Raw genomic sequence first — 26,237 nt, 5'->3', positions numbered from 1 at the left:
AATTCGAGAGAGTTATTAATTACTCTACAATTGGAGTCTTTTCTTCAGTAGGAGTATCTACTTTATCCATGAACTCCTGATAATTTGTCAATTTCTCGAATGGGCGTTTGCCAATTAAATCTACTAAGTCAGATTGATAAAGAATCTCTTTTTTCAATAATTCTTGAGCGATTTTCTCGAGTTCTTCACGCTTCTCAATCAATAATTCTCTTGTACGTACGTAAGCATTATCAATTAATTTCTTTACCTCTTCATCAATAATTTTTGCGGTATCTTCCGAATAAGGCTTCGTGAATGACATTTCGCCCTGACCTTTCGAGTCATAGAACGAAACGTTACCGATACGGTCATTCATACCATATACCGAAACCATTCCGTAAGCACTTTTCGTGATTCGCTCTAAGTCGCTCAATGCACCAGTAGTAATTTTACCAAAAACTACTTCTTCGGCAGCACGACCTCCAAGAGTCATACACATTTCATCAATAAGTTGCTCAGTTCGATACAAATATTGTTCTTTTGGTAAATACTGAGCGTAGCCTAAAGCCGCAATACCACGAGGTACGATACTAACTTTTACGAGTGGATTGGCGTGTTCTAAGAACCAGCCAGCTACTGCGTGTCCAGCTTCGTGATACGCCACGATTTCTTTCTCTTCTGGCGAAATCAATTTATTTTTCTTTTCTAAACCTCCAATTTCACGGTCGATTGCATCATGGAAGTCTTGCATATCAATTGCTGTTTTGCCACGACGTGCTGCCAAAAGAGCAGCTTCGTTACATACGTTAGCAATTTCAGCACCAGCAAAACCTGGGGTTTGAGTAGCCAATTTCTTGATGTCGATATTATTTGAAAGTTTCAAAGGTTTCATGTGAACTTTGAAAATAGCCTCACGACCAACAATATCAGGAGCATCCACACTTATTTGGCGGTCGAAACGACCTGGACGCATCAAGGCTGGGTCAAGAACATCGGGGCGGTTAGTTGCTGCCAAAATGATAATTCCTGCATCAGAACCAAACCCATCCATCTCTACCAAGAGAGAGTTAAGGGTATTTTCACGCTCATCGTTTGCACCTGGCATTGAGCCACGTCCACGAGAACGACCAACTGCATCAATCTCATCAATAAAGATAATACACGGAGCTTTTTCTTTGGCTTGTTTGAAGAGGTCACGTACACGAGCGGCACCCACACCCACAAACATTTCAACGAAATCAGAACCCGAAAGTGAGAAGAATGGCACACTCGCTTCGCCTGCAACTGCTTTGGCCAATAAAGTTTTACCTGTTCCCGGAGGGCCTACAAGTAATGCTCCTTTTGGTATTTTACCACCGAGTTCGGTGTATTTTTTTGGTGTACGCAAGAAATCAACAATTTCCTGCAATTCTTCTTTAGCTTCTTCTAAGCCTGCTACATCGTTGAATGTGATTTTTACTTTATTATCAGCATCAAATAAAGCAGCTCTTGATTTGCCGATATTGAAAATCTGACCACCTGGGCCGCCACCGCCTGTCATACGGCTCATCAAGAAATACATCAAGCCAAGCACAACGATAAATGGAAGCAATTGCCAAACCATATTCATCATATCTTGTCTTTCTACGCTCTCAGGGTATAATGTCTGGCGGTAAGCTTCGTCTATTTGGGCAGTTTTCAAGAAGTTTGTGTAGTCATTCATAAAAGATTCTACCGAAACCAAATCTACTTTCAAATGCGGGCCACCTGCATTATAACGATTATTACCTAAGTCTTTTTTATACTCTGGTTTTTGGAGAGCATCACGAGTGAGGGTAACCTCAACGCTGCGATTGCCTTCTACGACGGCTACTTTTTCTACATCTTTTTGCAAAATCATTTGCTCGAGCTGCTTGTACTTAATCGGTGCCAACGATGCTGACCTCGAAAAAAGCAAAAAGCCTATAATGCCCATGATAATCGCCGCTACAATCCATCCCTGCAAACCGCCTCCATTATTATTGGCTGGCTTTCTTTTCGGAAATTCATTACTGTTGTTGTCTGACATTTTTCTAATTTTTCAAAATTTAGTGCAATAGTTATTCATATAAAAAAATAACCTTTACATGGTTTTGAACTATGTAAAGGTTCAAATATTCTTAACATCATTCGAAGACCATTTGTTTAGGTGCTTCAGGCTCAAAGCTTTCTTCGATTATTGTTGTTTCGGCATCGCCCCAAAGTGATTCGAGGTCGTAGAATTTACGGCGGTCTTTTCTGAAAATATGCACAACTACATCAACGTAATCGAGCAGAATCCATTCACGATTTTGACGCCCTTCTTGGTGCCAAGGGCTAAGTTTGGAGGCTTTGAAAACTTCTTCATCTACCGAGTCGGCGATGGCCGCAATTTGGGTATCGGTATTACCCGAGCAAACTACAAAAAAGTCGGTGATAGCATTCTTAACATTACGTAAATCCATCACTACAATATTTGTCGCTTTTTTTTCTAACATTCCGTGTACTACTAAGCGACTTAACTCATCACCAGAAAGTTCTTTAATTTCTTTCATTCAATCTTATCTTCATTTAATTTTGTGAGCGGTTCGTTCAATTAATGGTGAATTATTAATGTTAAATGTTTAATGTAAGGGCTTTATTCTAATTATTTGTGCATGAAAAACTTGTAATTTATTGATAGTCACTATCATACATTTTACATTCTTCATTCCACATTTTCAATTATGCTTCAGCACTTAAAACTCTTTGTTTAACATTAAAAGTTCAAAAAAATAGGCTTTCTTTTGAAAGTACACGAACTTCACTAAAAAATATTTTATGTATGCGTTACCTAAAACGCTAAATTACTATAAAGTTGCACAATTTTCAACCCAAAACTTTATTTCTCGGCAAAAATACCATTTATCTGCCAAGTTGTCATTCAACTAACGATATTGCGGCCGAAATAATTCAAACAAAGCGAGTTTTTGATGGAACAATTGTCATAACATCTGACCAAACGGCGGGTCGTGGACAACGTGGAAATACTTGGGAAACCCTACCCAATCAAAATATTACCGTTTCGATGATTCTGAAACCTGATTTTTTGGCGATTGCTCAACAATTTACGTTAAATATTGCGGTTTCGCTTGGAATTTACGAGTTTTTGTGCAAATATTTATCAGACGGCCTAACTGTCAAGTGGCCCAATGATATTTATGTGGGGAATCGGAAAATGGGTGGTGTTTTGATTGAAAATACACTTTCTGGCAGCCGACTGGCGTATTCGGTTGTGGGTATTGGATTGAATATCAATCAGTTAAGTTTTGCGAATGATAGAGCAATTTCCCTAAGATTGGCATCGCAGAAAACAGAAGATTATGTGATTGAGAAATTGATTGAACAACTTTGTGAATGTATCGAAAAATATTATTTACAGTTAAAAAACGGACATACTCAAACTCAAAAAAAAAAGTATTTAGAACGAGTATTTCGGTTTGGAGAATGGCATCAGTATGAACAAAATGGCGAACGATTTCTCGGTAAAATAATTGATGTAGCCGAAATGGGCCATTTGATAATGCAAGTAGGCGAAGAAGTGAAAAAGTTTGATTTTAAAGAGGTTTCGTTTGTAATTGAATAAAAATTTACCCTAAAACATATAGATTTTGAAAACTATTATTTTAAATCAACCGCAAGAGTTTCAATTAATTAGTCGAGATTTTGATGACACTTTGGCCGAAAATGAGGCTCTTTTGAAAATCCATCGAATAGGTATTTGCGGCACAGATTACCACGCTTATCGTGGTCGTCAGCCATTTTTTTCTTATCCTCGTGTACTTGGGCATGAGCTGGGTGCTGAAGTGATTGGTTTAGGAAGTGGAGCAGGAGGAAACGGCATCAAAATCGGTGATAAGGTTTCGGTTGAGCCTTATCTTAATTGTGGTGTTTGTCAGCCTTGCCAAAACGGCAAAACTAACTGCTGTGAAAGTCTAAAAGTTTTAGGAGTGCATATTGATGGAGGTATGGCTGAATATTTGAAAGTGCCTGTAAATAAGCTACATAAATCAGATATTTTGGAGTATGAGCAATTGGCATTGGTCGAAACCCTGGGCATTGGCTCTCACGCTGTTCAACGTGCCAATGTGACCGAAAACGATATTGTTTTGGTGATAGGAGCGGGGCCAATTGGTTTATCGGTCATTCAGTTTGCAAAAATTAATGGTGCAAAAATAGCAGTGATGGATTTTAGCAAACAACGACTTGATTTTGCCAACGAAGCTATCGGAATTGATGAAAGTATTATTGCTTCGGAAGATTTTTCGGCCGATGATTTAAGAAAAATCTTGAAAGGAAATATGCCAACAGTAGTTTTTGATGCAACCGGAAATGCCCAATCAATGATGAAGGCGTTTTCGTATGTAGCTTTTGGTGGAAAACTGGTTTATGTGGGGCTTTTTCAAGGTGATGTGACATTCTTTGACCCAGACTTTCACCGTCGAGAAATTACGCTTTTGGCAAGTAGAAATGCTCTTCCTGCTGATTTTAAACATATTATTTCAAAAATGGAAAGTGGGCAAATCAACACTAAGGCTTGGCTTACACACGAAGCTGCTTTTGATGATTTACCCACAATCTTTGGAACTTGGCTCGACCCAAAATCACAAGTGATAAAGGCAATGGCGGTACTTTGATTTTGTGGAGCGAACATCCTGTTCGCAGTAGGAAATTAACGAACAGGATGCGACCGTCGCTCGGTTCGCTCCACAATATTAGAATAAATTAGTATCAATAAATTCGTTTCTGAATTTACCTTCGGGGTCGTGTTTGGTCATTAATGCCTTGAAATCATTGAGTTTTTCGATTCTTGATTGTAGAACTGATGGTTTCAAGGTGAAAATTTTACCCCAATGTGGTCTTGGATTAAATGGTGCGAGTGCTTCTTCTACGAGAGGTAGCACTTTTAGCACTTCTTCAGTTTCTTGTTTCCAAGTAAAGTGAAAAGCCACGCAAGTTTTTTTATACATCGGACTCATCGGTAAATCATCGCCTGCAATGGCTCTTACTTCGGTGATGAATAAGTGTGGAGAAACTTTTTCGTTGAGCTTTTCGATGGCTATTAGCCCTTCGTAGGCATTTTCGAAAGCAATAAAAAATTCTGATTGTAATTCCTTGCCGCTACTCGGCGTAAAACCCATTTTGAAGTGCGGCATTCGCTCGTACCACGGACCTTCAACGCCCATTTGGTCGGTGCAATTCACAGGGTCGATGGCTTCGATTGGGTGCAGGTTTTTGGTTTGTAGTTTAGCTCCAAAAAATTCGGGAGCAATTTCTTTCATGTCATCAGCTTTGCTTTTTATCCAAACTTCGCTGATGTTTTTCTTTGTCCAATCGGTAAATAAACTCACACTGTATCCCGCCGACATGATAGCTTCAAAATTCTTTTCCAACTCCGCCATCGGCAAGTTTTGATAGACAATTTGCTTCATTTTGAAAGTGGGTTGTAAGGCCAAGGTCATTTTCGAGACTATTCCTAAAGCTCCAAGATTCACAACTGCCATTCCGAACTCTTCCCTATCTTTTTCTTTCGACAAATTAACGATTTCGCCTTTGCCATTTACAAATTCCAAAGCCACTACTTGCGTAGCCAGATTCCCATTTTTGATGCCTGAACCATGTGTGCCTGTGGCACATGCTCCAGCAACAGAAATATGTGGCAATGATGCCAAATTATATAAAGCAAAACCATTTTCATCGAGGTATTTACACAAATCGCCATATTTAATGCCAGCCTCAACGGTTATGGTTTGTTTTTCTTTATCGAGCGAAATAATTTTATTGAATTCAGCCGATGAAATTTGATTTTCGGTACTATCGGCAATTTTATTGAAGCAGTGTTTGGTGCCGAGACCCCGCACTTTCTTTACTTTTTTGATAGTTTCTTGCAATTCGGCAACTGTTTTTGGCGTATGCAAATTATCTGTACTGTATGTCAGATTGCCCGCCCAGTTGGTTCGTGGGTCAGATTTTGGCTTTTCGGCACAAGAAAATAACTGAGGAAATGCTGCTCCTGCGGCCAAAACTGAAGAAGTTTTGAGGAAAGTTCTTTTGTTCATTCTAATAGGTTTTTATAAGGTTTGAATAGAAGTGGTAAGTTAGTAAAAAAATATTCTTTTGAAGAAACTTCTATAAAATAGAAGTTACGCATATTAAATATGATAATACCGAAACATACGTCAAGGCTAAAGCCTAAGTTGTTTTTATGTCTTAACCCCAGACTTAAGTCTGGGGTTGGAAAATTAAATACCTTAATTGGCTTCAGCCATGACCTTCTTGCAAAAGTTTTGTCTAATTCTTTCCTATGAAAAAGCCCAGCGTTGAAACTGGGCTTTCTACAAAATATTACAAGAAAAATTATTTCACCACTTCAAATAATTCTTTGTCCATTTGTGGTTTTACTACGCAAGTGTTATCGAAGTGCATAGTGGCTGTGTTTGTTGCATTATATGCTGGCCAGTTTGGTAAACCTTTATGATTTGGATTGCCAACTTTCGCAAAGTTTATCCATGCCGAACTCATTTTATCGGCCAAAGCTTGAGCTTCTTTTGTGCCGCCAGTCATGTTTTTCGTGCGTTGGATATTATCAAAGCAGAACGCAATTTCCATACAGTGTACGGCTTTGTATTTGCCATCCATCACTGGCGATTGCCAATCGAATAAGTACATATACGTATTTGCTCCACCTGCAACGGCCGATTTTTGATTAGCTTGTTGCACAGCACCTGGACGGAATGTTACATCATAACTTAACATATCTGTCATTTTGCCGTTTGGATATGCCTTTTTTACGGCTGCAATATAAGCATCTGTTTTATCTCCATATACTTTTTTGATAGCTTCTTTGGCTTGTTCTTCGGTTGCACTACTCGGAATTCCTCCTCTGAAAACTGCAAATTCGTTGATGGTTGTGCCAATCATTAAAGGAATATTTTTTGATAATTCAAATGCTTCATTAGAAAACAATTGATAAGGCAGAACTTCGCCATCGGCACTTGGTCCCCAGCTTAAACCAAATCCGATAACTGGTTTTCCTTCTGCTTTCATTTTATCAGCAATAGTTTTGAGTGCTTTTTTACCAGCATCACTCAAAGTTTGATAAGGAACTTTCTGAATATCATCTACTTTATCAGCCGAAATACCCAATTCTTTCATTACTTCTGCACCAATTGCCTGAGTGGTTGCTTTATCGAGCATAGCCGTACGGAAAGCACCACTTTGATTGATTGCTTTGTGGAAAAGCCCTTTTGCCGAAGGCATCGCCATTAAGGTATTTACTTTTGCTCCACCACCTGATTGGCCAAAGATGGTTACATTATTTGGGTCGCCACCGAAATTCGAGATATTGGTTTTTACCCATTCTAATGCTGCTTTCATGTCAAGAACGCTCAAATTGGCTGATTGCTTGTATTTTTCACCATAAGCAGAGAGGTCAAGATAACCCAAGATATTGAGGCGGTGATTGATTGAAACGACAACTACATCGCCTTTTTTTGCTAAATTCTCACCATCGTAAGAAGGTAATTCTTGCGAAGAACCAGCTGTAAAGCCACCACCGTGAATCCAAAACATGACAGGACGTTTTTTGCCATCGTTGATGCCAGGTGTCCAGACGTTGATACGCATACAATCTTCGTTTGTAAAACCCCAGCTATGGTCAAAAACAAACTCGCTTTCGTCCATCACGTTTGTTGTTGGGTCCATCAAAGGTGCAACAGGCCCGTAGGTCATCGAACTACGAACATTGGACCACGGTTTTGGTTTTTGTGGCGACTCAAAACGCTTGGCTTCGGCATAAGGAATGCCTTTGTATGTGAAAATTCCATTATTGATGTAGCCACGAACTTTACCTGCATCAGTTGAGGTTACGGCCACATTTTCACCAGTTTGTAATTGGGCATCAGCTGTTTGAAAAAGTAAACAGCATGAAACAAATAGAGAAAGAATTGTTTTTTTCATTTGTTTAAAATGGAGTTGAAAACTAAAATATAAATAAAAAATAAATGCTAATGAATGTTGTAAAAGGCTGATAGAAAGGGCTTTGTTTAAAATTCCATTTCTAACAATTTATAACTCAAGGCTTTTCCGTGTGTATCTATGCGGAGCGAGGTTGTTACTCCGCCAGCAAGTGCATCGTGGCATACAAAAAGCAATGATGAAATATTAGGCATTTCGTAGCGAATGATTTCACCTTCGATGATTCCTGCAAAATGTTTTTTCATCTTCTCGACTGTAATTTTTTCGCAGAGCATTCCATAATCACTTTTGTTGTAAGGAATGAGCGAAAGTGTTGAGATATTACCTTTATCACCTGCACGGCTATGGGCTATGTCGTAGAGTTTCATTTTTAATTTTGAATGAGTGATTGATAGAATGATTGAATATTATCAACTTCCAAAATATTCTACTATTGGTTTTATTTTATTTCTATCTACTAAAACCGAAACAATTCCGATTACTTCGTTGACGTATTTTCTTACGCCACCACCACCCGCAGGACCGTTGGTGTAAAGTGCTTCAACTTCTTCACCGATTAATGCGGCTTCTGCTTGGGTTCGGGCTTTGGCGGCAACCCTTAATCTGACTTCGGAAATCGGTGGCTGAGCGAAGTCGAAGCCCCGAATATCGAATGTTGAACTTATTCCGATATAATCTACTTGAATTTCTTCAAATTGAGATTTTAAACGTTTTTCAATGATTTCACCTGCCAATTTGGCTCTTTCGTAGGCGGCTGGGCCTGCATACGATATTTCGCCTTCGCCTTGCCAAAATGCTTTGTAGCCAACACTAACTTTGTAGGTTGATGGTTTTTCTGTGCCACTTCCACCCGTTATTCGTACTTGATTTTTGCCAATTTCTTCAATTTTTACGCTCGTGAAATCAGCAATTACATCAGGCGTATAATATTCAAAAGGATTGATTACTTCGTAAAGTAATTGTTCTTTGGCTGTTTGTAGATTGATAATCCCACCTGTGTCTTCTACTTTACTTATAATTGCCGAACCATCAGGGAAAACATCCGCGAATGGATGTCCCAAGTTATCCATATCTTCTACAGGTTTTTTGATTGGGTCGGCAAAATATCCACCTGTGATATGCCCCGCACATTCCATCAAATGCCCGATGACAGTTCCTTTACCCATTAAGTCATAATCATCGGTTTTCCAGCCAAATTCATGAACCATCGGAGCAAGAAAAAGCGATGGGTCGGCCACCCGACCTGTAATAATTATTTGTGCATTTGCTTGTAATGCTTCTAAAATCCCTTCGATACCAAGGTAAGCATTTGCCGAAATAATGGTCGATTGGTTATTGGTGACTGGAGATTGGTGTTTGTTTAATAATTCAAGAGCAAAATCTTCATTTCCAAATTTTCTAAAATCATCATTTGTCAATCCCAAATCCGAAATCACATCGTCTCCACTTACGGCAGCTACTTTTATGTTTAAGCCTTGTTTTTTTGCTATTCCAATGATTTCCTTTGCTCCCTCAATCGGGTTGGCTGCCCCCATGTTGGTAATGAGGCGAATGTTGTTTTTTACCAAATGGGGTAAAAGCGTTTCTATTCTACGCTCCAGCAATGGGTCATAACCTTTAGTTGGGTCGGCCATTTTGCGTTTGTTGGCGAGTGCAATGGTTCGTTCGGCCAAGCATTCTAATACCAAATAATCTAATTCTCCTCTTTCGGCCAAAACAATAGCTGGCTCGATTCTATCGCCCGAAAAACCCGCCCCGCAACCTATTCTGATTTTATTTTTCATATATGTATCGACCCCGTTAAAATTGCCACAATCGTCATTACAATTGTTGTACCCCATGCCCATTTGAAGGTATGGCGTTGGTGTTCGCCCAAATCAACTTCCGATAACCCAACTAATAAAAATGTGGAGGCTGTAAGCGGACTAATCGGGAAACCTACGGTCATTTGTCCGAGTAAAGCCGCCCGACCGATTTCAAGTTGGTCGATACCAAATTGAGTTGCGGTCTGACTCAAAATTGGCACAACTCCAAAATAATACGCATCAGGCGTAAATAAAATACTGGCAGGTAAGCTCGTTATGGCCGTTATAGCAGGTAGCCAATTGGCATGATTTTGAGGGATTAACGCAACCAAAGCATTAGCCATTTCTTCAATCATTTTTGAGCCAGTCAAGATTCCAGAGAAAATTCCTGCGGCAAAAATCATACTCGAAACCATAAAGATATTTGTGCCGTGAACCTTCATAACTTTCTGTTGGTCAGCGAGTTTTGGGTAGTTTATTAGCAATGCAATCATACTTGTTACCACAAAAAGTACGGCTGCTGGAATCCAGCCTTTCATTAGGGAAATGATTAATGAAATTGTAAGAATTGCATTGAAAATAATCAATTTAGGTCTTCTTAGTCCTTGTTGTTCTTCGCTTAAATTTTCTTGATGATTATATTGAAAATCAATGATACCAAGGCGTTTGCGTTCTTTTTTGCCAAAAATATAAGCCACAAAAAGCACCCAAATAATTCCGCCGATGATAGCAGGTACATTCGGATTGAAGATATGTACGGCATCCGATTTCATCACCGATATTGCCCTTGCTGAAGTTCCCGACCACGGCACAAGGTGCATCGGACCAACGCTCAAGGCGACAATACTTGAAAGTATCAGACGATTGATTTTTAGTTGTTTATAGATGGGCAAAAATGCCGAAAGTACAATCATAAAAGTAGCGGTGCCATCGCCATCCAAATGCACAATCATTGTCAGAATGGCCGTTCCGAGAATAACTTTTAGGGGGTCGCCTTTGACTGATTTGATGATGGCCGCAATCACTGGGTCGAAAAGACCAGCATCAAGCATAGTAGCAAAATATAAAACTGCAAACATCAATAAGATTCCCGTTGGAGCAACTTGTTTGATGCCTGCAATGGCAAATTCTCCCAGTTCTTTTGGCGAAAAACCTGCAATTAAACCAAAGATTATTGGTGTAATAACCAAGGCTGTCATGACTGACATTTTCTTGGTCATTATCAGAACCAAGAAAACGATTATTGTAGAGAAACCGAGTATTGCGAGCATTTTATCTGTTATTGGCACGCTGATGACGCAGATACTATCGTAACGCTGATTTTCGCAGATTTATAAAAATCCGTATTTATCTGCGATGGTACATCAGCGTCATCAGCGTGCCATTTTTTGTTTTAAGTTTTATCTAAAAATTTTACCTTTTTTCACCAATTCATCATATTTCTCAATATACATTTTATCCAAAGTTTCGGAGTCTTTGTATTTCACACGAAGAGCGACTAATTTCTTGTGTAATTCTTCTTTTACTTTAGCATATTTTGGGTCGTTGTAAACGTTTTTCATTTCGTTTTTATCGTTTACACGGTCGTAGAGTTCCCACTCATCAACATCATAATAGAAATGTACTAATTTGTATTTTTCCGTGACGATTCCATAATGACGTTTTACCATGTGAACACTTGGGTATTCGTAATAATGATAATAAGCGGCATCACGGAAGTTTTTACCTTGACCTTTGAAAATCGGAATCAAACTTTCTCCTTGCATATCCGATGGAGGAGTTACACCAGCTGCTTCTAAGAAAGTTTGGGCAAAATCGAGATTTTGAACCATTTGCGTATTTTTTGAACCTGCTTTTATGACGTTTGGCCATTTGACTAACAAAGGAGTTTTAAAAGATTCATCGAAAATAAATCGTTTATCAAACCAACCGTGTTCGCCTAAATAAAAGCCTTGGTCGGAAGTATAAACCACGATTGTATTTTCTTCTAAATTGTTCTTTTTTAAGAAATCTAAAACTTGTCCTACGCCTTCATCAACTGCCGCAATGCTACCCAGATAATCTTGCATGTATCGCTGATAACGCCATTTCATTTTATCCTTTTCGGTCATGCTTGGGTAGCGTTTGATAAACTCTTCATTCATTTTTCCGTAGTGCTCATCCCAAACTTTACGTTGCTCGGCATTCATTCTTCCCACGGTATAATTATAATTTCGTTTATCATACGCATGAGATTCTTTGATGCCGAGTTTATCCATATTTTCAGGGAAAATCTTAGAATCTCCTGCCCAATTCATGTGTGTAAGCAAGTTCATTTCGGCTTCTTTCGATGCTCTACCACGGCCTTCGTAATTATCAAATAGGGTGGTAGGCTCAGGAAAAGTTTTCTTCAAATATTCTTTAAAATGACGCTCTGCCGGTAGCCATTCACGGTGCGGAGCTTTGTGCAGATACGCCAAAAAGAAAGGTTTTTCATCATCACGTTCGTTTTTTAGCCAATTTAAGGTAATATCCGTAATGAGGTCGGTTACATAGCCAATTAGTTTCTTTTTTCCTTCTTTTTTTGTTATGAAATCAGGGTTATAATAATCGCCTTGGTCGGGTAAAATCTGAAATTCATCAAATCCTTTTGGATTGTTTCCAAAATGTAGTTTACCAAACATAGCTGTTTGATAACCATTCTTTTGCAGAATTTGAGGGAAAGTAATATTGGTCGTATCAAATGGAAAATAGTTATCAATTTTTCCATTCAAATGGCTATGTTTACCCGTCAGAATAACTGCTCTTGAAGGGGCACAAATGGAGTTTGTTACACAAGCATTCGTAAACAACATTCCTTCTTTGGCAATTCGGTCAATATTTGGCGTTTGCGTAAGGCGTTTATCATAAGCCGAAATTGCTTGATAAGCATGGTCGTCGGACATAATGAAAACGATGTTGGGTTTCTTTGCTTTCTTGGGTTTGAATGCAAAAAAACTCAAAGAAACAACACCAATAGCAAGGAGAGAATAGATAATTTTTTTCATACTGGATGAGTTGAAATAGTTTGATTTGCCACGAATATACAAATTCAACTCATGGCAAAAAAGGAGTTATTTATTCTACAACTACACCATTCTTTTTCAGCACATTATGGAAGAAAAGTACATGATATGGTAGGGAGTTTTCCCAGTATGGCCACGTATGTGCACCCGGACGCTCGGTATAGTCGTGGGCGACTCCTGCGTATAGTAAACGACTGTGTAACTCACGATTCGCATCAATCAAGAAATCATCTACTCCACAATCAATGATAATCGGCATGGCATTTTTCTTTATAGCATCAACCATGTTTACGATAGAGTTTTTTACAAAAACTTCTTGTGAAACATCAGAAGTACCCAATAATTTCTCAAAGCGTTCTTTCAAAGATTTCGTAAAATCGGCATTTATCTTAAATTTTGTATAATTCATATCCATTGCACCGCTCATGGTTCCTGCGGCACTAAACAAATCAGGGTGACGAGTAGAGAGATACATCGCACCATGACCACCCATCGAAAGACCAGTAATTACTCGACCTTTATTGCTTTTTACGGTGCGATAAGTAGCATCAATTTTCTGAATAACTTCTTTCGTAATATAGGTTTCAAACTTATTATTTGGGTCAGATGGACTATCCAAATACCAACCGAAAGTTTCTCCTTCGGGCATCACAATGATTAAGTTGAATTTATCGGCAAGGTTTTTAACAAGATTCTTGTCTGGCGTAGAAGTTAGCCAATCACGAAAATGGCCACCACCTCCATGTAATAAATACAAGACAGGATAAGACGCTTGATTTTTGGTGTAAGAAGCAGGTAAAACAACCGCTGCTTTGTAGGCTTTGTTCATAACAACACTCGGCACATCTAATGTATCAACCGTTGAGGCTTTGGCTGAAAATGTAAAGAGAATTAGGGCTAAATAGATGAGTTTTTTCATAGTTTTTTAGGTTTTATCGGGTTTTACTGTAGAGACAGGGCCATGCCCTGTCTCTCAGTTTTGACAATTTCGTATAAAATCAAAATTTCAAATAATCATTAAAAAATGGCAATAAATCGTTCAAGACACGGCCATCCATTGTCCAGATTTTGTTGCCATGGTCGCCGATGTATTCTTCAGCAAAATGATTAATGCCAAGATTTTCTAAACGCTGGCTTAACATACCAATCTGTACAGGGAAACGTGGCGAATCGTTACGTCCCCAATCAAGTTTTATGGCGGTCATTTTGCGGAGATTATCTGCATATTTATCTACCATATAAACAGGCATATTCGCTTCCCATTTTTCTAAAATTGGTTGATTGACAATCATTTTATCGCCTTCATAGCTGAATGGGAAATCGCAAAAAAATGGTGGTTTATTTGGGTTTGGCGACCAAGCACGCCCAACCGCAACCAAAACTTTCGGATAGTAGGTTTTCTTTAAATCTTCAACCGTTTTTACGTTTTGAACTTCTTTAAATGAAGTGCTATTCGGTCCAAATTCTTTTACCATTGCCAATAAACCTGGGCTAAGTGCATAAATACTACTGAAAACCTCGGGGTGAAGCATTCCAATTTTGAAAGCACCGTAACCACCCATCGAATGCCCAGCAATGCCTCGACTTTCACGAGTGGCGAGCGTTCGATAGTTTTTATCCATGTATTCTACCAATTCTTTACTCTCAAACTCATCCCAATTACCCGTTAGTGAGGAGTTTGAGTAAAAACTTCCTTCAAAAAGCGTGTAGTGGTCGGCTTGAACGAAAATGAAAGGTTTAATTTTCTGGCGAGCGATGCCTTCATCTAAAACTTTCTGCATTTGCGGAAAAATATTGTCTTTTCCCATGAATCCATGCAGGTAATAAATGACAGGATAACGCTGCGTTGAAGCATCATAATTTGGTGGAAGATATACCGAAACTTTACGATTTGGGTTTTCGCCTCCTGTATTTTGTAAGGCTTTAGAATTAATTGTAAAACTTACCACTTTGCCAGTTTGGGCAAAAACAGCCCCTCCGCCCCCGATGTGGGAGTTTAAAATAAGGATTAGAGTAAATAATTTGAATAGGATTTTCATTTTGTAGGTTAATTTTGTGTAGAGACAGGGTATGCCCTGTCTCTACGAAGAATATGATTGATTAAAACTTATAGTTATATCCTGCTCTGATTACCTGAGTTTCGTAGTAGTCGTGGCTGGTGTATTTAAAGCCCGCTCCTTGAATTTCTCGCTTGATAACCAATGTGTTAAATAAATCGGTGGCGTTGATAAAAACTTCACCCTTACCCGATTGAATACTTTTTTTAAATCCAGTATCGACCGAAAATCTGGAATTGATTTTTCCTTGCGGAATAATATCAGGGGCGAGGTATGCAACCGATATTTGTCCATCAATACCATTAGATAAATGCATAGTGCTATTCAGCTTAACATTTCCCGAAAAAATCTCTTGTTTTTCGGCAGAAAAGACATTCTGCACGGGATATTTATTCAAAACCGAAAACGCATTTATCTGATTATGGTAAGCATTCAGATTTAAATTAAATGAAAACTTACTCGAAACTTCCTTAGAAAAGACCATTTCTACACCCGAATTATAGCTCTTGCCCGCATTCTGAAAAATGGCATAAATCAAGGTGCTATTCGGTACGATGCTCGAAATTCGGGTGATAGTCCCATCGGACATTTTGTGGTAGAGAGCGGTATAGAATGTGTTTTTATCCCACTTGGCTTTGTAGCCCAATTCAATCGAATTAGTAAATTGTGGCCTCAAAGCAGGGTTTCCAACCTTGATGATTTCGGCATCATCGTATTTTGGGAAAATTCTAATATCTACTTCATTTGGTCTATCAACTCTTCGATTGAAAAACGCCGAAATTTTTTGATTATCGTTGATTTTATAGGCCAAACGAACATTCGGAAATGGCTGAGAATACTTATATCCATCACTTTTATAAGTCGGATGGTCAGGATTTACCTCATATTTTAGATTGATATATTCGTAGCGTAAACCAATTTCAGCCTCATATTTTTTATCTTCATAAATGTAGTTTCCGTAAACTGCTGGGATAATTTCTCGATAATTTGCCCAACCACCTGCTTTTACATCAATAATTGTATTTTTTGAATCAGGATAAAACTGCATATTGGTTGGAATATCACGTTTGCGAAACTTCACCCCACTTTCAAATCGACCATATTTGAGGGGCTTTTGATAATCTACCGTAAAATCTTGTACTTGCTCATCAGAAAGTAATTTGAAGGCATCTCGACCAGTGAAAGTTGGCATGTAATTATCAAAAAAGTATTTCTCATTTTCTCTATGAAATGTATAATTATAGCCAATATTCAGGGTATGTCCTGCATCTTTGAATTTGTGCACATAATTGGCGGTGGCCATTGCGGTAGTTTTGAGTTCGTCTTCCAAAAACTGCCATAAACGTAATCTTTCGCTTAAGTTTTTATTGAAAAAAGGCTCATCACCTCGGTCAATGATTTTTTCACCACCATAAAGTCCCGAAATAGTTAGCGAATTTTGTTCGTCAATGTTCCAGTCAAAGCCAGTTTTTGCTGTAATAAAATGCGTGTTTCGGTTACGTTTTAATTGTTGATTAATTACCTCGCCACTATCATAAGTTCTGACTACAAACTCATTTTTATTGAGTGTTTCGGTATAGAGATAATCGCCTTGCAGGAAGTAATTAATTTTATTTTTGCGATAATTAAGGGCCAAAGATGGATTGATTTTTGGCGTATGCGTGTATTGTGGACGAATCGTTGGAAGATTTTCCTTTCTCACCCACAAAGCTCCCAAACCACCAGCTAAACCAACTTTCCCGTTAAACCCTTCTTTTTTATTCTTTTTGAAAATGATATTGATAATTCCTGCATTACCATTGGCATCATATTTCGAGGATGGATTATTAATGATTTCAACTTTTTCGATGGCCGAAGCTGGAATATTATCCAGACCTGTTTGCGAGCCAAAACCCGTCAAAGCTGTTTGTTTTCCATCAATCAAAACTGCAATTTTATCGTTTCCTCGAAGCTGAATTTTTCCATCTTGCACCGTAATTCCAGGCAAATTTTGCATGGCTTGTAGCACCGAACCACCACTTTGACTAATATTATCGGTCAATGAGAATGTCTTTTTGTCCATTACCTCGCTTATTTGTTCGGTTTTGGCCGTAACGCTCACTTCTTTGAGGGTTTGAGTATCTTCTTCCAGCTCTAAATTATTGAAATCTAAGAATTGAGTTAGGTTTCCCACATAAACTGCTTGTTTGTTCTTAGTGAATCCAACCGATGAATACTCTAAATTATAGCTACCACTTTTGATTCCACCAATCGAAAAACGGCCTTCCTCGTTGCTAACAGTGCCAGCAACGAATGCGTTATCTTTTTCGGTTTTTAATACTACACTTACAAAAGGTAAGGTAGTTTTAGTTTTTTTATCTTTGATAATACCCGAAATTGTAACATTTCCTTGTCCGAAAATAAGTGTAGAGATACACATCAATACACCTAAACTAAGTAATACTTTTGCTTTGGTCATTAGTTTTTTTGATTAATTTTTAAGGTAAAGTTGACCAAAAACTTATTAAAATGCGGTTAAAATTAATTAAGCACGCATTTTGTGTAATATCTTTACTGTCAAATTAATAATTCATTTCCCCATATTAGCTTCAAGGAAATCAAATTCTTTCTTAAATAATCCTGCTTTTGAAACTGTTTTATCACCGAATTCTAAAATATTCCCCGCTTGTTTATCATACTTTTTCCATTCGGGCAAACCTGCACCATTTGGATTTCCAGTTTTGGCAAAATTCACCCAATAACTCGACATCGTGTTTTCGATTTCTTTATCAAGTGCTTGCCACGGACGTTGCCAAGTATGTAGCGTGTGCAAAGCATAAGGCACTTCTGAGGTATGAAAAGCACCATAATTTGGAAAGTTAGGTTTATCGGGCGGAACATGACTAAACTGATACAAATAGGTAGGTTTATTTGAATAAACAGCCAATAAATGTGAAGGCATTCCGGCAAAACCCAGCAAACCTTGTTTCAATTTTGCTTCTTTTGCTTGTTCGTCGGTCGTAGCAGGGAAGAGGCTTAGAAACTCATCTGCTTTAGCACCATATTTGGTTTGAGCCTCTTTTTTATAATCTTTTAAATTGGTTTTTGGAGGCCCCATCAAGCCGCCATCGCCCGTAACCCAACCAGTCATGATTGGTACTTGATTATGTTTTCCGTTTTGGAAATGTTCCATGATGTTGCTTGGTAAAACATAGCCATCCATCGTTACACCGAATCTTCCTGCAGCTTGATTATTGCTTAATTTTTGAATTTCTTCGGCTGAAAGTTTACGTAAATCTGCAATTGAGCTTGCTTTTGCCAATTCCATAAATTTTGTGCCTTGTTTTTCAGCATTTGCTAAATCTTGGCTCAACATTCTTGATAAAAGTCCACCACTCTGAGGGATAGCTTTATGAAAAAGCCCTTTTGCCAATGGCGATGCAATCATGGCATTTACACTAAATGCACCCGCCGATTGCCCTAAGATTGTTACGTTTGATGGGTCGCCACCAAACGCCGCTATATTTTTTTGTACCCACTTCAAAGCAGCAATTTGGTCGAGAAAACCATAGTTTCCTGAAGCATTATAGCCAGATTCTTTACTCAGTTCTGGATGTGCCATGAAACCCATAACACCAACTCTATAATTAATGCTTACAAAAACAACTCCTTTCTTCGACAGTTCTTCTCCATCGTAAATATCGCAATTAGCTGAGCCGCTACTCAAGCCACCACCGTAAATCCAGACCATTACGGGTTGTTTTTCTTTGGCAGATTTTGCGGTTGTCCAAACATTTAGGTATAAACAATCTTCGCTCAAGGGTTCTGGTTTGGCAATAAATTCTTCTGTCCAACAATAAAATGGAGCAGGTTTATTTTGAATTGGACTCGCCGAAAAACCAGTACATTTTTTTACATCACTCCAATTTTTGACTGGTTGAGGAGCTTTCCAACGTAATTCACCAACTGGCGGAGCAGCAAACGGAATTCCTTTAAAGATTCGTAAGTTTTCTTTGGCATAACCTTCAACTTTACCATTGGCTGTCTGAACAATGGTTTGTGCAAAGGTTGAAATTGAGATTAATGAGAGAAAGAGTAGTTTTTTCATAGTTTTGAAATTATTTCTTTGCTTTCGATTTTAAAAATGCAATCATCTGAGCGTAATATTTATCAATCATTACACCTGGACCATGTCCGCCACCTTCTACGATTACTAATTCGCTTTTTACCTCTTCTTTCTGTAACTTTTCGTACAATTTTTCGCTTTCACAATGCGGTACGAGTGGGTCTTTTGTACCGTGAAAAATAAGAAATGGAGGGGTATTCTTACTCACATAACTCATAGGATTCGCCAAAGCTACTTTATCTTTATTTTCTTGAATTGCCCCACCTACCAAAGTCGATTCTGGCGATTTTGCTTCATTGTGGCTAAACGAACTTCCGCAAGCATCCATAATTAGAAAATCAGTTGGGCCAAACCAATCTACTACGGCATCTACATGGCTGCTTTCGCTCAGAGATTTTCCAATATTACCTTCTAAATCTATGGGTAAATTATTGATAGTGGTAGATTTTATGCGGCTTGTAACTCCTGCCATGGTTGAAAGATGTCCACCAGAAGAGAAACCTGTAATACCTAAAAATGAAGTATCTAACGAAAATTCCGAAGCATTTGCTCGGATGAAGCGAATGGCGGCTTTCGCATCATGGATTTGTGCTGGCCAAATAGCATCTCTACTCGAACGATGATTGATACTCACCACCGCAAAACCATTTTTTAAAAGCGTTTGCCCTAAACCATCATTGAAACAAGTACCTTTTGAAGAATTTGAAAACCACGCACTTCCGTAAATGGTAACCACCACAGGAAATGGAGCTTTTCCTTCTTTGGGTAAGAAAATGTCTAACTTATGCCCAATGATATTATCGCCAGCGTAATCAATATCAATCCAAGATTTTGAGGCTTCAATGGCTGATTTTGTATAGTCTGGTTTGGGCTGAGCAAACGAGTAATAGGTTATAGCCAACAATAAAAAGGTAAAATGCTTCATAAGAAGATTATTTTTTGCAAGTGATGATAACTCTCTGGTATCGTGTGAGTTTAATTGCTCGATTATCTGAAACTTCTACAATTAAATGAATGGTTTCCCCATTTTTTATATCAGTGGGCATTTTCAGCGATACTTCATTACTATCAGCATTTCTGAGCGACACTTTTCCACTGTAAGTATCAACCTCGTCATACTGCCACCAACGGTAGCTTACTTTATCGCCATCTGGGTCAGTTGCCGAACTACTCAACTTGATAGTTAAATTTGGCTTTACAAATATTTTTGCAGAATGATTTAGCTTTACAATAGGAGCATGATTAGCATTTTTGTAGTCTTTCACACACCAATCGGCACGTGCTGCAAAATCATTTTGGAGTGCTTCAATCCAACGAGTTTGACCATAGGTTTTGTCCATTTTTTGTGTAAATGGGTTATAGTCAGCTGCTTTTTCACCATCTTCCCAACGTTTAGGATTCTTGGTCGATTGCACTAAACGACCGCCCCAACCACCAAATTCTGGATTTTTTAGGTTATCCAAGCCAACATTAATCAAATGAAAATAGGCGGGTGAATCGCCCTCTGAAATGAAATCATATTGCCCGAAACTGCCCCATTGGGTATTTTTTATTTTTGATAAATCGCCGTGAATATGCTCATCGTCGCCCGCTTGTTTTTGTCCATCGCCATAACTATAATACATCTTCGTTAGTGGGCCATGATTATTGATAATGTTTTCACTCATAAACTTTCCTTCAAGTAAATAATGCTGACTCTGTGGAACAGCCTTTTGCCACGCATAGGCCAAACACCAAAACTGATTCGAATTGTAGAATACCTTCATATCTTTCCAATTTACCGAAATGTACTTGCGGTAGGTAGCATCTTGGTCAAGAATGGCATAAATGATGGCTTTATCGCATACTTTTTTGTATATTTTAGACCAATTTGGTGTGTTTTTATATTTTTCTTCAATAGATTTCAAGGCTCGGGCAATGGTATTTGTTCCGCCCCAAACTTGCAGATAAATCGGTTCTGTAGAAGCATCAAGCAATTTATTTTTGATGAATTCGGAGCCTTGGGTTATTTTCTCCATTTCACCTTCAAAGTCAATATTTCCTACTTTTATTAGGCTTCGTAGTTGATTGGCCGTAGGGTATCCAGATGCGTGTTGTGTAAGATTTGGATATACTTTTTCGTAAGCATTCATTAAATCTTGCATCCAAGTTACACCTGGCCAGCGGAGGTCAGTTTTTGCTCCGTACATTTTTTGCGTCATTTCCATCTCAGACGTAAACTTAGTGCCTTTACCGTCACCTTTATAATGCCACATTGAGCTACTATAAACCAAGCCTTCGAGCTTAAATTCGTTGGCATAAAGTAGCATACGGATAAAAGAATCTACGTCGTCAATTTCTCCATCAGTTGTCACGATGGTACGTGGTTTTTGAGAAAAACCAACGAGTATTGAGAAATACAGAAAAAATGTAAATAAATATTTCATTTTAAAGGCTGAAACAGGTTAGTTACTAATAAAAATCTTATTTAAAAACTCAATCATTTTGTCAAGAGCTGGCGGGGCATCATTGGAAAAACTTTGACCTAATCCCGCATTTGTACCCGAATCTAAAAAAGCATGTCCATGCCCCTCATGTACCCAATATTGAATATCATTATGTCCAGCTTCTTTTAGCTTATTGATAAAAGCTACAATCGAAGAGGGCGGAGTGAGATTATCTTTTGAACCTACCGAGAAAAATAGCGGTGGTAGTTTTTTTTCTGTAACCTTCGGTATTAGATAAAATGGTGAAACCTGCTTATAAAAATCGGGGTTTAAATTTGGATTAATACCCTCACCAAATACCCCTCTTGGTTTTGTATTGGCAATTGACCAAAACACATTACTTTGATTTTCAAAACCACTTAAAACGCTACCATATACATCAAAAACTCCATAACTAAGCATAGCGGCTTGCACTGATAAATAATTACTTTTGGCTATATCTTCAGCGGTTTTTCCAGATGGTAAATAACTGGGATTGAAGCCGAGTGTTTTACCCGCAAATCCATCAGTTTCGAGGTTCTGCCCTTGCAAAACTGCCATCATTGCCAAATGTCCCCCTGCACTATCGCCTGTGACTATAATTTTACTTGGGTCGCCTTTATATTTCGATATATTTTCTTTTACCCAAAGTACCGCTCCCAAAGCATCTTCAACGATTTCGTTGATTTTGATTGTATTATTTTGGTCGGCCAAAAGTCTGTAATTTACATTACAAATGATATATTCTGACTTAGATGCTAAATAAGCAGAAGCATCTCGCATAATACTTTTATTATTTATGAGCCAACTTCCGCCATGAAACATTACAATTACTGGATATGAACTTTTTCCGGATGTTGGAGAATAAATGTCCATCGTTAAATCAAATCCTTTTGGCGATGCCCATTTAATATCAGAAGCAAGGCTGTAAGGTGCTTGATTATTTGGAATTGGTGTTTCGGTATCGTTCTCTTTTTTACAAGAAAATGTAAACAGAAAAAGACTTAATAAACTAACTCTTGTAATGTTTTTCATGTGAATTTGATAAAAATTAGTGGAGGTAAAACTATTTTATATACCCCTGCATTTTGAGCCAGTTGCCAAAATTTTCAATCCAACCTTCGCTCGATGTATTGGTTTTTCTCATGCCAAAGCCGTGTCCGCCTTTTTCATAAATATGTAGTTCGGCTGGTTGTTTGGCATCAAACCATTTTTTGTAAATATTGATACTGTGTGGCATAAAACCCAGTTGGTCGTCGCCCGCAACGGCTACGAAAATCGGAGTTTTTTCTTTGGGCATATTGTTGCCAATGATGGCGTTTTCGTAAGCGTAAATTGGTGCTACAAAATTTGGACGACTGGCATCATCTGCACTATAAACTACCGACATCGTGAGTGTTCCACCCGCCGAAAATCCCATAAAACCTACCTTTTTAGGGTCAATTTTATATTCAGAAGCGTGTTCACGGATATATTTTATGGCCTTCATTCCATCTTGTGTGGCAAGCGGAATAATAGGAGCATTTTCTTCATCAAGTGCTTTGAAATTGCTCATTTTACCAATTATTTCTTTCGCAGGGTCATCGGTAAAGCTACGAGCAACTCGATATTTTAGCACAAAGGCCGTAATACCTCTGACATTGAGCCATTTCGCCACATCAATACCCTCACTATCAATAGAAAGGGTATGAAATGCACCACCAGGGGCAATCACAATGGCTGTACCATTAGGATTTTCGGGTACGTAAGCCGTAATAGAAGGTCGAGAAACGTTGTAAACGACTTTAGTATTGAAGATATTTTTCTCTGAAACGGCTTCTTCCCAAGTCCAGTTTTCAGAGCCAGCGGGCTTTCCTTCGTAGAGAAAGATTTGTTTTTGAGCATTTGCAGATAGCCAAATACACAATAGAGAAAGGCTTGTAAGTAAGGTTTTCATAGAGGGAATTGAAAATTAAGAATTAGAAATTAAGAGTGAAATTAGTTGAGGTATTGTCAGTAATTCTCAATTTTTAATTCCTAATTCTTAATTAAATTTATATCTTGCTTGTCAAATAATCTGAGCTACGTTTCAAGGCCACTTGCGGATTGGCAACCATATCTTGCTCAACAAAGTAATGCTCAACACCTACTTCTTTGGCTTTTTTTACAATTCCTTGTAAATCAAGTACACCATCGCCGGCCGAAGCCATCAACGAAAACATCGGCATCCAATCGCCCATACCGCCACCATCGCCTGCAAACTGCTTCTTTTCTTTCATGTCTTTCAAGTGAAGCATTTTATAGCGATTCGGATATTTCGATAAATACTCAATTGGGTCGGCACCACCGCAGGTTGTCCAGAATATATCCATTTCAAAAAATACTAAATTGGGGTCAGTATTATCTAAAATGATTTGTAACGGAATTTGTCCATTCATTGGTTTGATGCCATAGCCATGATTATGATAACCAAATCTGATTCCGTTCTTTTTTGCTTCTGCACCTATTTTATTGAATGCCTCAGCTATTCTTTTGTAATCATCAAGCGTTTTGCGGCGGTCGTCTGGAATAGCAGGAAGTGTAACGTATTTATGTCCCAAAATACTCGCAGCTTCGCCTAAAGCTCCCATATTTTGCTCCAAAGTATCAAGGTCGGTGTGTGTGCCTGGGGAACTCATGCCATGGTCGTCAAGAATTTTCTTCACTTCTTTGGCCGATTTGCCAAAATAGCCACTTCCCGAAAAACCAAGCATTTTACCTGCTGCTTCCCAACCTTTTTTTGCCTTTTCAGCACTAAACGGAAACGGTCCGAATAGCTCTAATTCCTTATAGCCTTGCGATTGCAGCATCATGATGCCACCCATAAAATCCTCAGAGAGCATTTTGGGAATAGAAAAAAGCTGGATACCCAATTTGTTTTCTTTTGCTAAACCCGCCATTATTTCCGAAAATGGCGTTAAGGCAGCCGCAGTTGCCAAAAGTGAAGTGTTTTTTATAAATTCTCGTCTTGTTGCCATTTTTTGATTTACGATTGTCCTTCTACTTCGCTCAGCAAGTGATAAATTTGGTAGCCGAGCGAAGTCGAGGCTTTATTTATTCTTATAAGCTTTATCTAAAAATTCATAGCGAGCATCAATTGCTGATTTTTCGGTGCGAGATTCGGTATCAATTATCATTACAGGTGGTGTAGTATCGCCCGACTTTGCAACTGCCCATTCTGGTAATTTCTCACCATTTGGATTGCCCGTTTTGATGAAATTAGCAAAATAATTCAGCATGGTGTTCGATACCTTAAAGTCATCGGCTGTCCATGCATAATCTTTCACACGGTGAAGATTTCCCATAGCATATTCAATTTCGCAAGCGTGCGGAGCTCCAATTGCTTTTGGTCTTGGTGTGTTTCCGTCAGCTCTTACTGTACCGCCAGCTAAGCCCGAAGCCAATGATTTATCTACTAAATCTGGACGGATTTTGCTGTATAAATAACGATACACAGGTTGTGTAGAATTATTACGGTGTAAATCGAACCATTTCCAAGTAGAGTAGGAGATAAATCTATCCGATGCCAGTTGAGTGGCCGAAAGTTCAACTTCTTTTTCATTGCTGTGAGGATATAATTTCAAAACCTCCTCGGCATCGTTCGGATACTCCTTTTTTACTCTCGTAATAAAGTTTTCGGTTGTGTTTGGCATTCCAAACATAAATGCTCCACCAGGAATCTCGGCCGAATTCCAACCCAATAATAATGGTACTTGTGCTTGTTCTTTGGCTGCAAAAATTTGTGGGAGAGTTTTTGGTAAGAAATAGTTATCAATCACAATCGGGAAACCAAAACGCTTCGATTCATTATAGATTTCATAAATATCACGAGTTGACATCGCTCGCAATTCTTTGATTGATTTGATACCCGCTTTTTGAAGAAACTCAACGCCTTGTTTTTCACCTTCTGCCAATGGCACAGGAGCCATAGTAGGGTTGATTCCTGCACCACTTTCACCGATTGCACCAGCAATCAGATTTTTTGATAGAGGAGAAGCCATCTGGCAACTCACACCAATCGAACCCGCCGACTCGCCAGCGATGGTTACTTTCTTAGGGTCGCCACCGAAAGCCGCAATATTTTTCTGAACCCATTTCAAAGCCTCATTTTGGTCGAGCATACCATAATTACCCGATGCTTTATATGGTGATTCGGCTGTAAGTTCGGGGTGAACCAAGAACCCAAAAATATTCAAACGATAATTACAAGTAACTACCACAATTCCTTTTTTTGCCATGCTTTCTCCATCATAACGAGGTTCTGAGGCATCGCCAGCCACATTTCCTCCGCCGTAGAAATACACCAAAACTGGCAAATTCTTATTGTTTCGAGTGGTAGGAGTCCAAACATTTAAGTATAGACAATCTTCGCTTACTCCATTTGAGCGAGAATCCATATCGCCAAAAACCATTGTTTGCATCGGTCTTGGTCCAAATTTCTTTGTTTCTTTTACGCCCGTCCAATTAGCCAATGGCTGTGGGGCTTTCCAACGTAATTCTCCAACTGGTGGCTTTGCAAACGGAATGCCGAAATAGGTTTGAATACCCGTATGTGTGTTATAATTTCCTTCAATAAGGCCATTTTCTATTTTTGTCTGAACCGAAAATGAGTTGACGTTTTGTGCTGAAAGCTCTAAATTATTGAACATAATTAGGGCGAATAGATAGATTATTTTTTTCATTTGTAGGAGGAAAATTTTACTTATTGTCTCAATTTGCGACAATATTAATTAGTGTTTTAAAATAATCCT

The 26,237-nt window shown here is 38.6% G+C and carries 20 protein-coding genes; 2 read left to right on the top strand and 18 right to left on the bottom strand.

The window, feature by feature from the left end; translation table 11 throughout:
- Positions 1 to 19 precede the first annotated feature (19 nt).
- Positions 20 to 2,026 carry an ATP-dependent zinc metalloprotease FtsH gene (gene ftsH, locus IEX65_RS21275; RefSeq protein ID WP_188769118.1) on the bottom strand — a complete coding sequence of 669 codons (2,007 nt, stop codon included), beginning with the start codon at positions 2,024 to 2,026 and terminating at the stop codon, positions 20 to 22.
- Between the two features lie 97 nt (positions 2,027 to 2,123).
- Positions 2,124 to 2,531, bottom strand: coding sequence for a ribosome silencing factor (gene rsfS / locus IEX65_RS21270; RefSeq protein ID WP_188769113.1), 408 nt, complete (start codon positions 2,529 to 2,531; stop codon positions 2,124 to 2,126).
- A gap of 302 nt (positions 2,532 to 2,833) precedes the next feature.
- On the opposite strand from rsfS, the gene IEX65_RS21265 reads away from it, so the two are divergent.
- Positions 2,834 to 3,601 (top strand): biotin--[acetyl-CoA-carboxylase] ligase, encoded by a 768-nt coding sequence (locus IEX65_RS21265; RefSeq protein ID WP_188769111.1) that lies wholly within the window; start codon positions 2,834 to 2,836, stop codon positions 3,599 to 3,601.
- A 25-nt stretch (positions 3,602 to 3,626) separates the two neighbouring features.
- The gene (locus tag IEX65_RS21260) at positions 3,627 to 4,652 is read left to right on the top strand and encodes a zinc-binding alcohol dehydrogenase family protein (protein WP_188769109.1); all 1,026 of its coding nucleotides are present in this window, start codon (positions 3,627 to 3,629) and stop codon (positions 4,650 to 4,652) included.
- Between the two features lie 78 nt (positions 4,653 to 4,730).
- Here the strand turns inward: IEX65_RS21260 and IEX65_RS21255 are convergent, their stop codons facing one another.
- From IEX65_RS21255 to IEX65_RS21180, 16 genes are all read right to left on the bottom strand, one after another.
- Positions 4,731 to 6,074: an FAD-binding protein gene (locus IEX65_RS21255; RefSeq protein ID WP_188769107.1), complete on the bottom strand. Its 1,344-nt coding sequence runs from the start codon at positions 6,072 to 6,074 to the stop codon at positions 4,731 to 4,733.
- 298 nt (positions 6,075 to 6,372) lie between these two features.
- Positions 6,373 to 7,974, bottom strand: coding sequence for a carboxylesterase/lipase family protein (locus IEX65_RS21250; protein WP_188769105.1), 1,602 nt, complete (start codon positions 7,972 to 7,974; stop codon positions 6,373 to 6,375).
- Between the two features lie 86 nt (positions 7,975 to 8,060).
- Positions 8,061 to 8,360 carry an AtuA-related protein gene (locus tag IEX65_RS21245; protein WP_188769103.1) on the bottom strand — a complete coding sequence of 100 codons (300 nt, stop codon included), beginning with the start codon at positions 8,358 to 8,360 and terminating at the stop codon, positions 8,061 to 8,063.
- A gap of 42 nt (positions 8,361 to 8,402) precedes the next feature.
- Entirely contained in the window at positions 8,403 to 9,776 is a 1,374-nt protein-coding gene (locus IEX65_RS21240; protein WP_188769102.1) for an acyclic terpene utilization AtuA family protein, read from the bottom strand.
- On the bottom strand, positions 9,773 to 11,092 hold the full coding sequence (locus IEX65_RS21235; protein ID WP_262891873.1) for a CitMHS family transporter: 1,320 nt from the start codon (positions 11,090 to 11,092) through the stop codon (positions 9,773 to 9,775). The genes IEX65_RS21240 and IEX65_RS21235 overlap by 4 nt, the downstream gene beginning before the upstream one ends.
- Positions 11,093 to 11,197: 105 nt before the next feature.
- Positions 11,198 to 12,823 (bottom strand): sulfatase family protein, encoded by a 1,626-nt coding sequence (locus tag IEX65_RS21230; RefSeq protein WP_188769100.1) that lies wholly within the window; start codon positions 12,821 to 12,823, stop codon positions 11,198 to 11,200.
- Between the two features lie 70 nt (positions 12,824 to 12,893).
- Positions 12,894 to 13,760 (bottom strand): alpha/beta hydrolase, encoded by an 867-nt coding sequence (locus IEX65_RS21225; RefSeq protein WP_188769099.1) that lies wholly within the window; start codon positions 13,758 to 13,760, stop codon positions 12,894 to 12,896.
- A 79-nt stretch (positions 13,761 to 13,839) separates the two neighbouring features.
- The gene (locus IEX65_RS21220; protein WP_229250808.1) at positions 13,840 to 14,880 is read right to left on the bottom strand and encodes an alpha/beta hydrolase; all 1,041 of its coding nucleotides are present in this window, start codon (positions 14,878 to 14,880) and stop codon (positions 13,840 to 13,842) included.
- A gap of 61 nt (positions 14,881 to 14,941) precedes the next feature.
- Positions 14,942 to 17,356 carry a TonB-dependent receptor gene (locus tag IEX65_RS21215; protein ID WP_188769098.1) on the bottom strand — a complete coding sequence of 805 codons (2,415 nt, stop codon included), beginning with the start codon at positions 17,354 to 17,356 and terminating at the stop codon, positions 14,942 to 14,944.
- 111 nt (positions 17,357 to 17,467) lie between these two features.
- The gene (locus IEX65_RS21210; protein WP_188769096.1) at positions 17,468 to 18,985 is read right to left on the bottom strand and encodes a carboxylesterase/lipase family protein; all 1,518 of its coding nucleotides are present in this window, start codon (positions 18,983 to 18,985) and stop codon (positions 17,468 to 17,470) included.
- Between the two features lie 10 nt (positions 18,986 to 18,995).
- A complete protein-coding gene (locus tag IEX65_RS21205; RefSeq protein WP_188769095.1) occupies positions 18,996 to 19,928 on the bottom strand; it encodes an alpha/beta hydrolase in 933 nt (310 codons plus the stop codon).
- Between the two features lie 7 nt (positions 19,929 to 19,935).
- Complete coding sequence (locus IEX65_RS21200; RefSeq protein ID WP_188769094.1) at positions 19,936 to 21,429, bottom strand: DUF1593 domain-containing protein; 1,494 nt, start codon at positions 21,427 to 21,429, stop codon at positions 19,936 to 19,938.
- 18 nt (positions 21,430 to 21,447) lie between these two features.
- Positions 21,448 to 22,503, bottom strand: a complete 1,056-nt coding sequence (locus IEX65_RS21195) for an alpha/beta hydrolase (RefSeq protein ID WP_188769093.1) — start codon at positions 22,501 to 22,503, stop codon at positions 21,448 to 21,450.
- A 31-nt stretch (positions 22,504 to 22,534) separates the two neighbouring features.
- Positions 22,535 to 23,404, bottom strand: a complete 870-nt coding sequence (locus IEX65_RS21190) for an alpha/beta hydrolase (RefSeq protein WP_188769092.1) — start codon at positions 23,402 to 23,404, stop codon at positions 22,535 to 22,537.
- 97 nt (positions 23,405 to 23,501) lie between these two features.
- Positions 23,502 to 24,464 carry a sugar phosphate isomerase/epimerase family protein gene (locus tag IEX65_RS21185; RefSeq protein WP_188769091.1) on the bottom strand — a complete coding sequence of 321 codons (963 nt, stop codon included), beginning with the start codon at positions 24,462 to 24,464 and terminating at the stop codon, positions 23,502 to 23,504.
- A gap of 72 nt (positions 24,465 to 24,536) precedes the next feature.
- Positions 24,537 to 26,168 (bottom strand): carboxylesterase/lipase family protein, encoded by a 1,632-nt coding sequence (locus IEX65_RS21180; protein ID WP_188769089.1) that lies wholly within the window; start codon positions 26,166 to 26,168, stop codon positions 24,537 to 24,539.
- Positions 26,169 to 26,237 lie beyond the last annotated feature (69 nt).

The sequence above is a fragment of the Emticicia aquatilis genome, assembly GCF_014644295.1.
Lineage (GTDB): Bacteria > Bacteroidota > Bacteroidia > Cytophagales > Spirosomataceae > Emticicia > Emticicia aquatilis.
The sequence above is the reverse complement of the archived record's forward strand: the minus strand, read 5'-3'. Positions and strand labels throughout refer to the sequence as shown.

Coding starts and splice junctions, on each gene's coding strand:
- IEX65_RS21185 (WP_188769091.1), bottom strand. CDS start 24,464: ATGGCAACAAGACGAGAATTTATAAAAAACACTTCACTTTTGGCAACT.
- IEX65_RS21210 (WP_188769096.1), bottom strand. CDS start 18,985: ATGAAAAAACTACTCTTTCTCTCATTAATCTCAATTTCAACCTTTGCA.
- ftsH (WP_188769118.1), bottom strand. CDS start 2,026: ATGTCAGACAACAACAGTAATGAATTTCCGAAAAGAAAGCCAGCCAAT.
- IEX65_RS21215 (WP_188769098.1), bottom strand. CDS start 17,356: ATGACCAAAGCAAAAGTATTACTTAGTTTAGGTGTATTGATGTGTATC.
- IEX65_RS21245 (WP_188769103.1), bottom strand. CDS start 8,360: ATGAAACTCTACGACATAGCCCATAGCCGTGCAGGTGATAAAGGTAAT.
- IEX65_RS21255 (WP_188769107.1), bottom strand. CDS start 6,074: ATGAACAAAAGAACTTTCCTCAAAACTTCTTCAGTTTTGGCCGCAGGA.
- IEX65_RS21240 (WP_188769102.1), bottom strand. CDS start 9,776: ATGAAAAATAAAATCAGAATAGGTTGCGGGGCGGGTTTTTCGGGCGAT.
- IEX65_RS21200 (WP_188769094.1), bottom strand. CDS start 21,429: ATGAAATATTTATTTACATTTTTTCTGTATTTCTCAATACTCGTTGGT.
- IEX65_RS21195 (WP_188769093.1), bottom strand. CDS start 22,503: ATGAAAAACATTACAAGAGTTAGTTTATTAAGTCTTTTTCTGTTTACA.
- IEX65_RS21225 (WP_188769099.1), bottom strand. CDS start 13,760: ATGAAAAAACTCATCTATTTAGCCCTAATTCTCTTTACATTTTCAGCC.
- IEX65_RS21250 (WP_188769105.1), bottom strand. CDS start 7,974: ATGAAAAAAACAATTCTTTCTCTATTTGTTTCATGCTGTTTACTTTTT.
- IEX65_RS21190 (WP_188769092.1), bottom strand. CDS start 23,404: ATGAAAACCTTACTTACAAGCCTTTCTCTATTGTGTATTTGGCTATCT.
- IEX65_RS21220 (WP_229250808.1), bottom strand. CDS start 14,880: ATGAAAATCCTATTCAAATTATTTACTCTAATCCTTATTTTAAACTCC.
- IEX65_RS21205 (WP_188769095.1), bottom strand. CDS start 19,928: ATGAAGCATTTTACCTTTTTATTGTTGGCTATAACCTATTACTCGTTT.
- rsfS (WP_188769113.1), bottom strand. CDS start 2,531: ATGAAAGAAATTAAAGAACTTTCTGGTGATGAGTTAAGTCGCTTAGTA.
- IEX65_RS21230 (WP_188769100.1), bottom strand. CDS start 12,823: ATGAAAAAAATTATCTATTCTCTCCTTGCTATTGGTGTTGTTTCTTTG.
- IEX65_RS21180 (WP_188769089.1), bottom strand. CDS start 26,168: ATGAAAAAAATAATCTATCTATTCGCCCTAATTATGTTCAATAATTTA.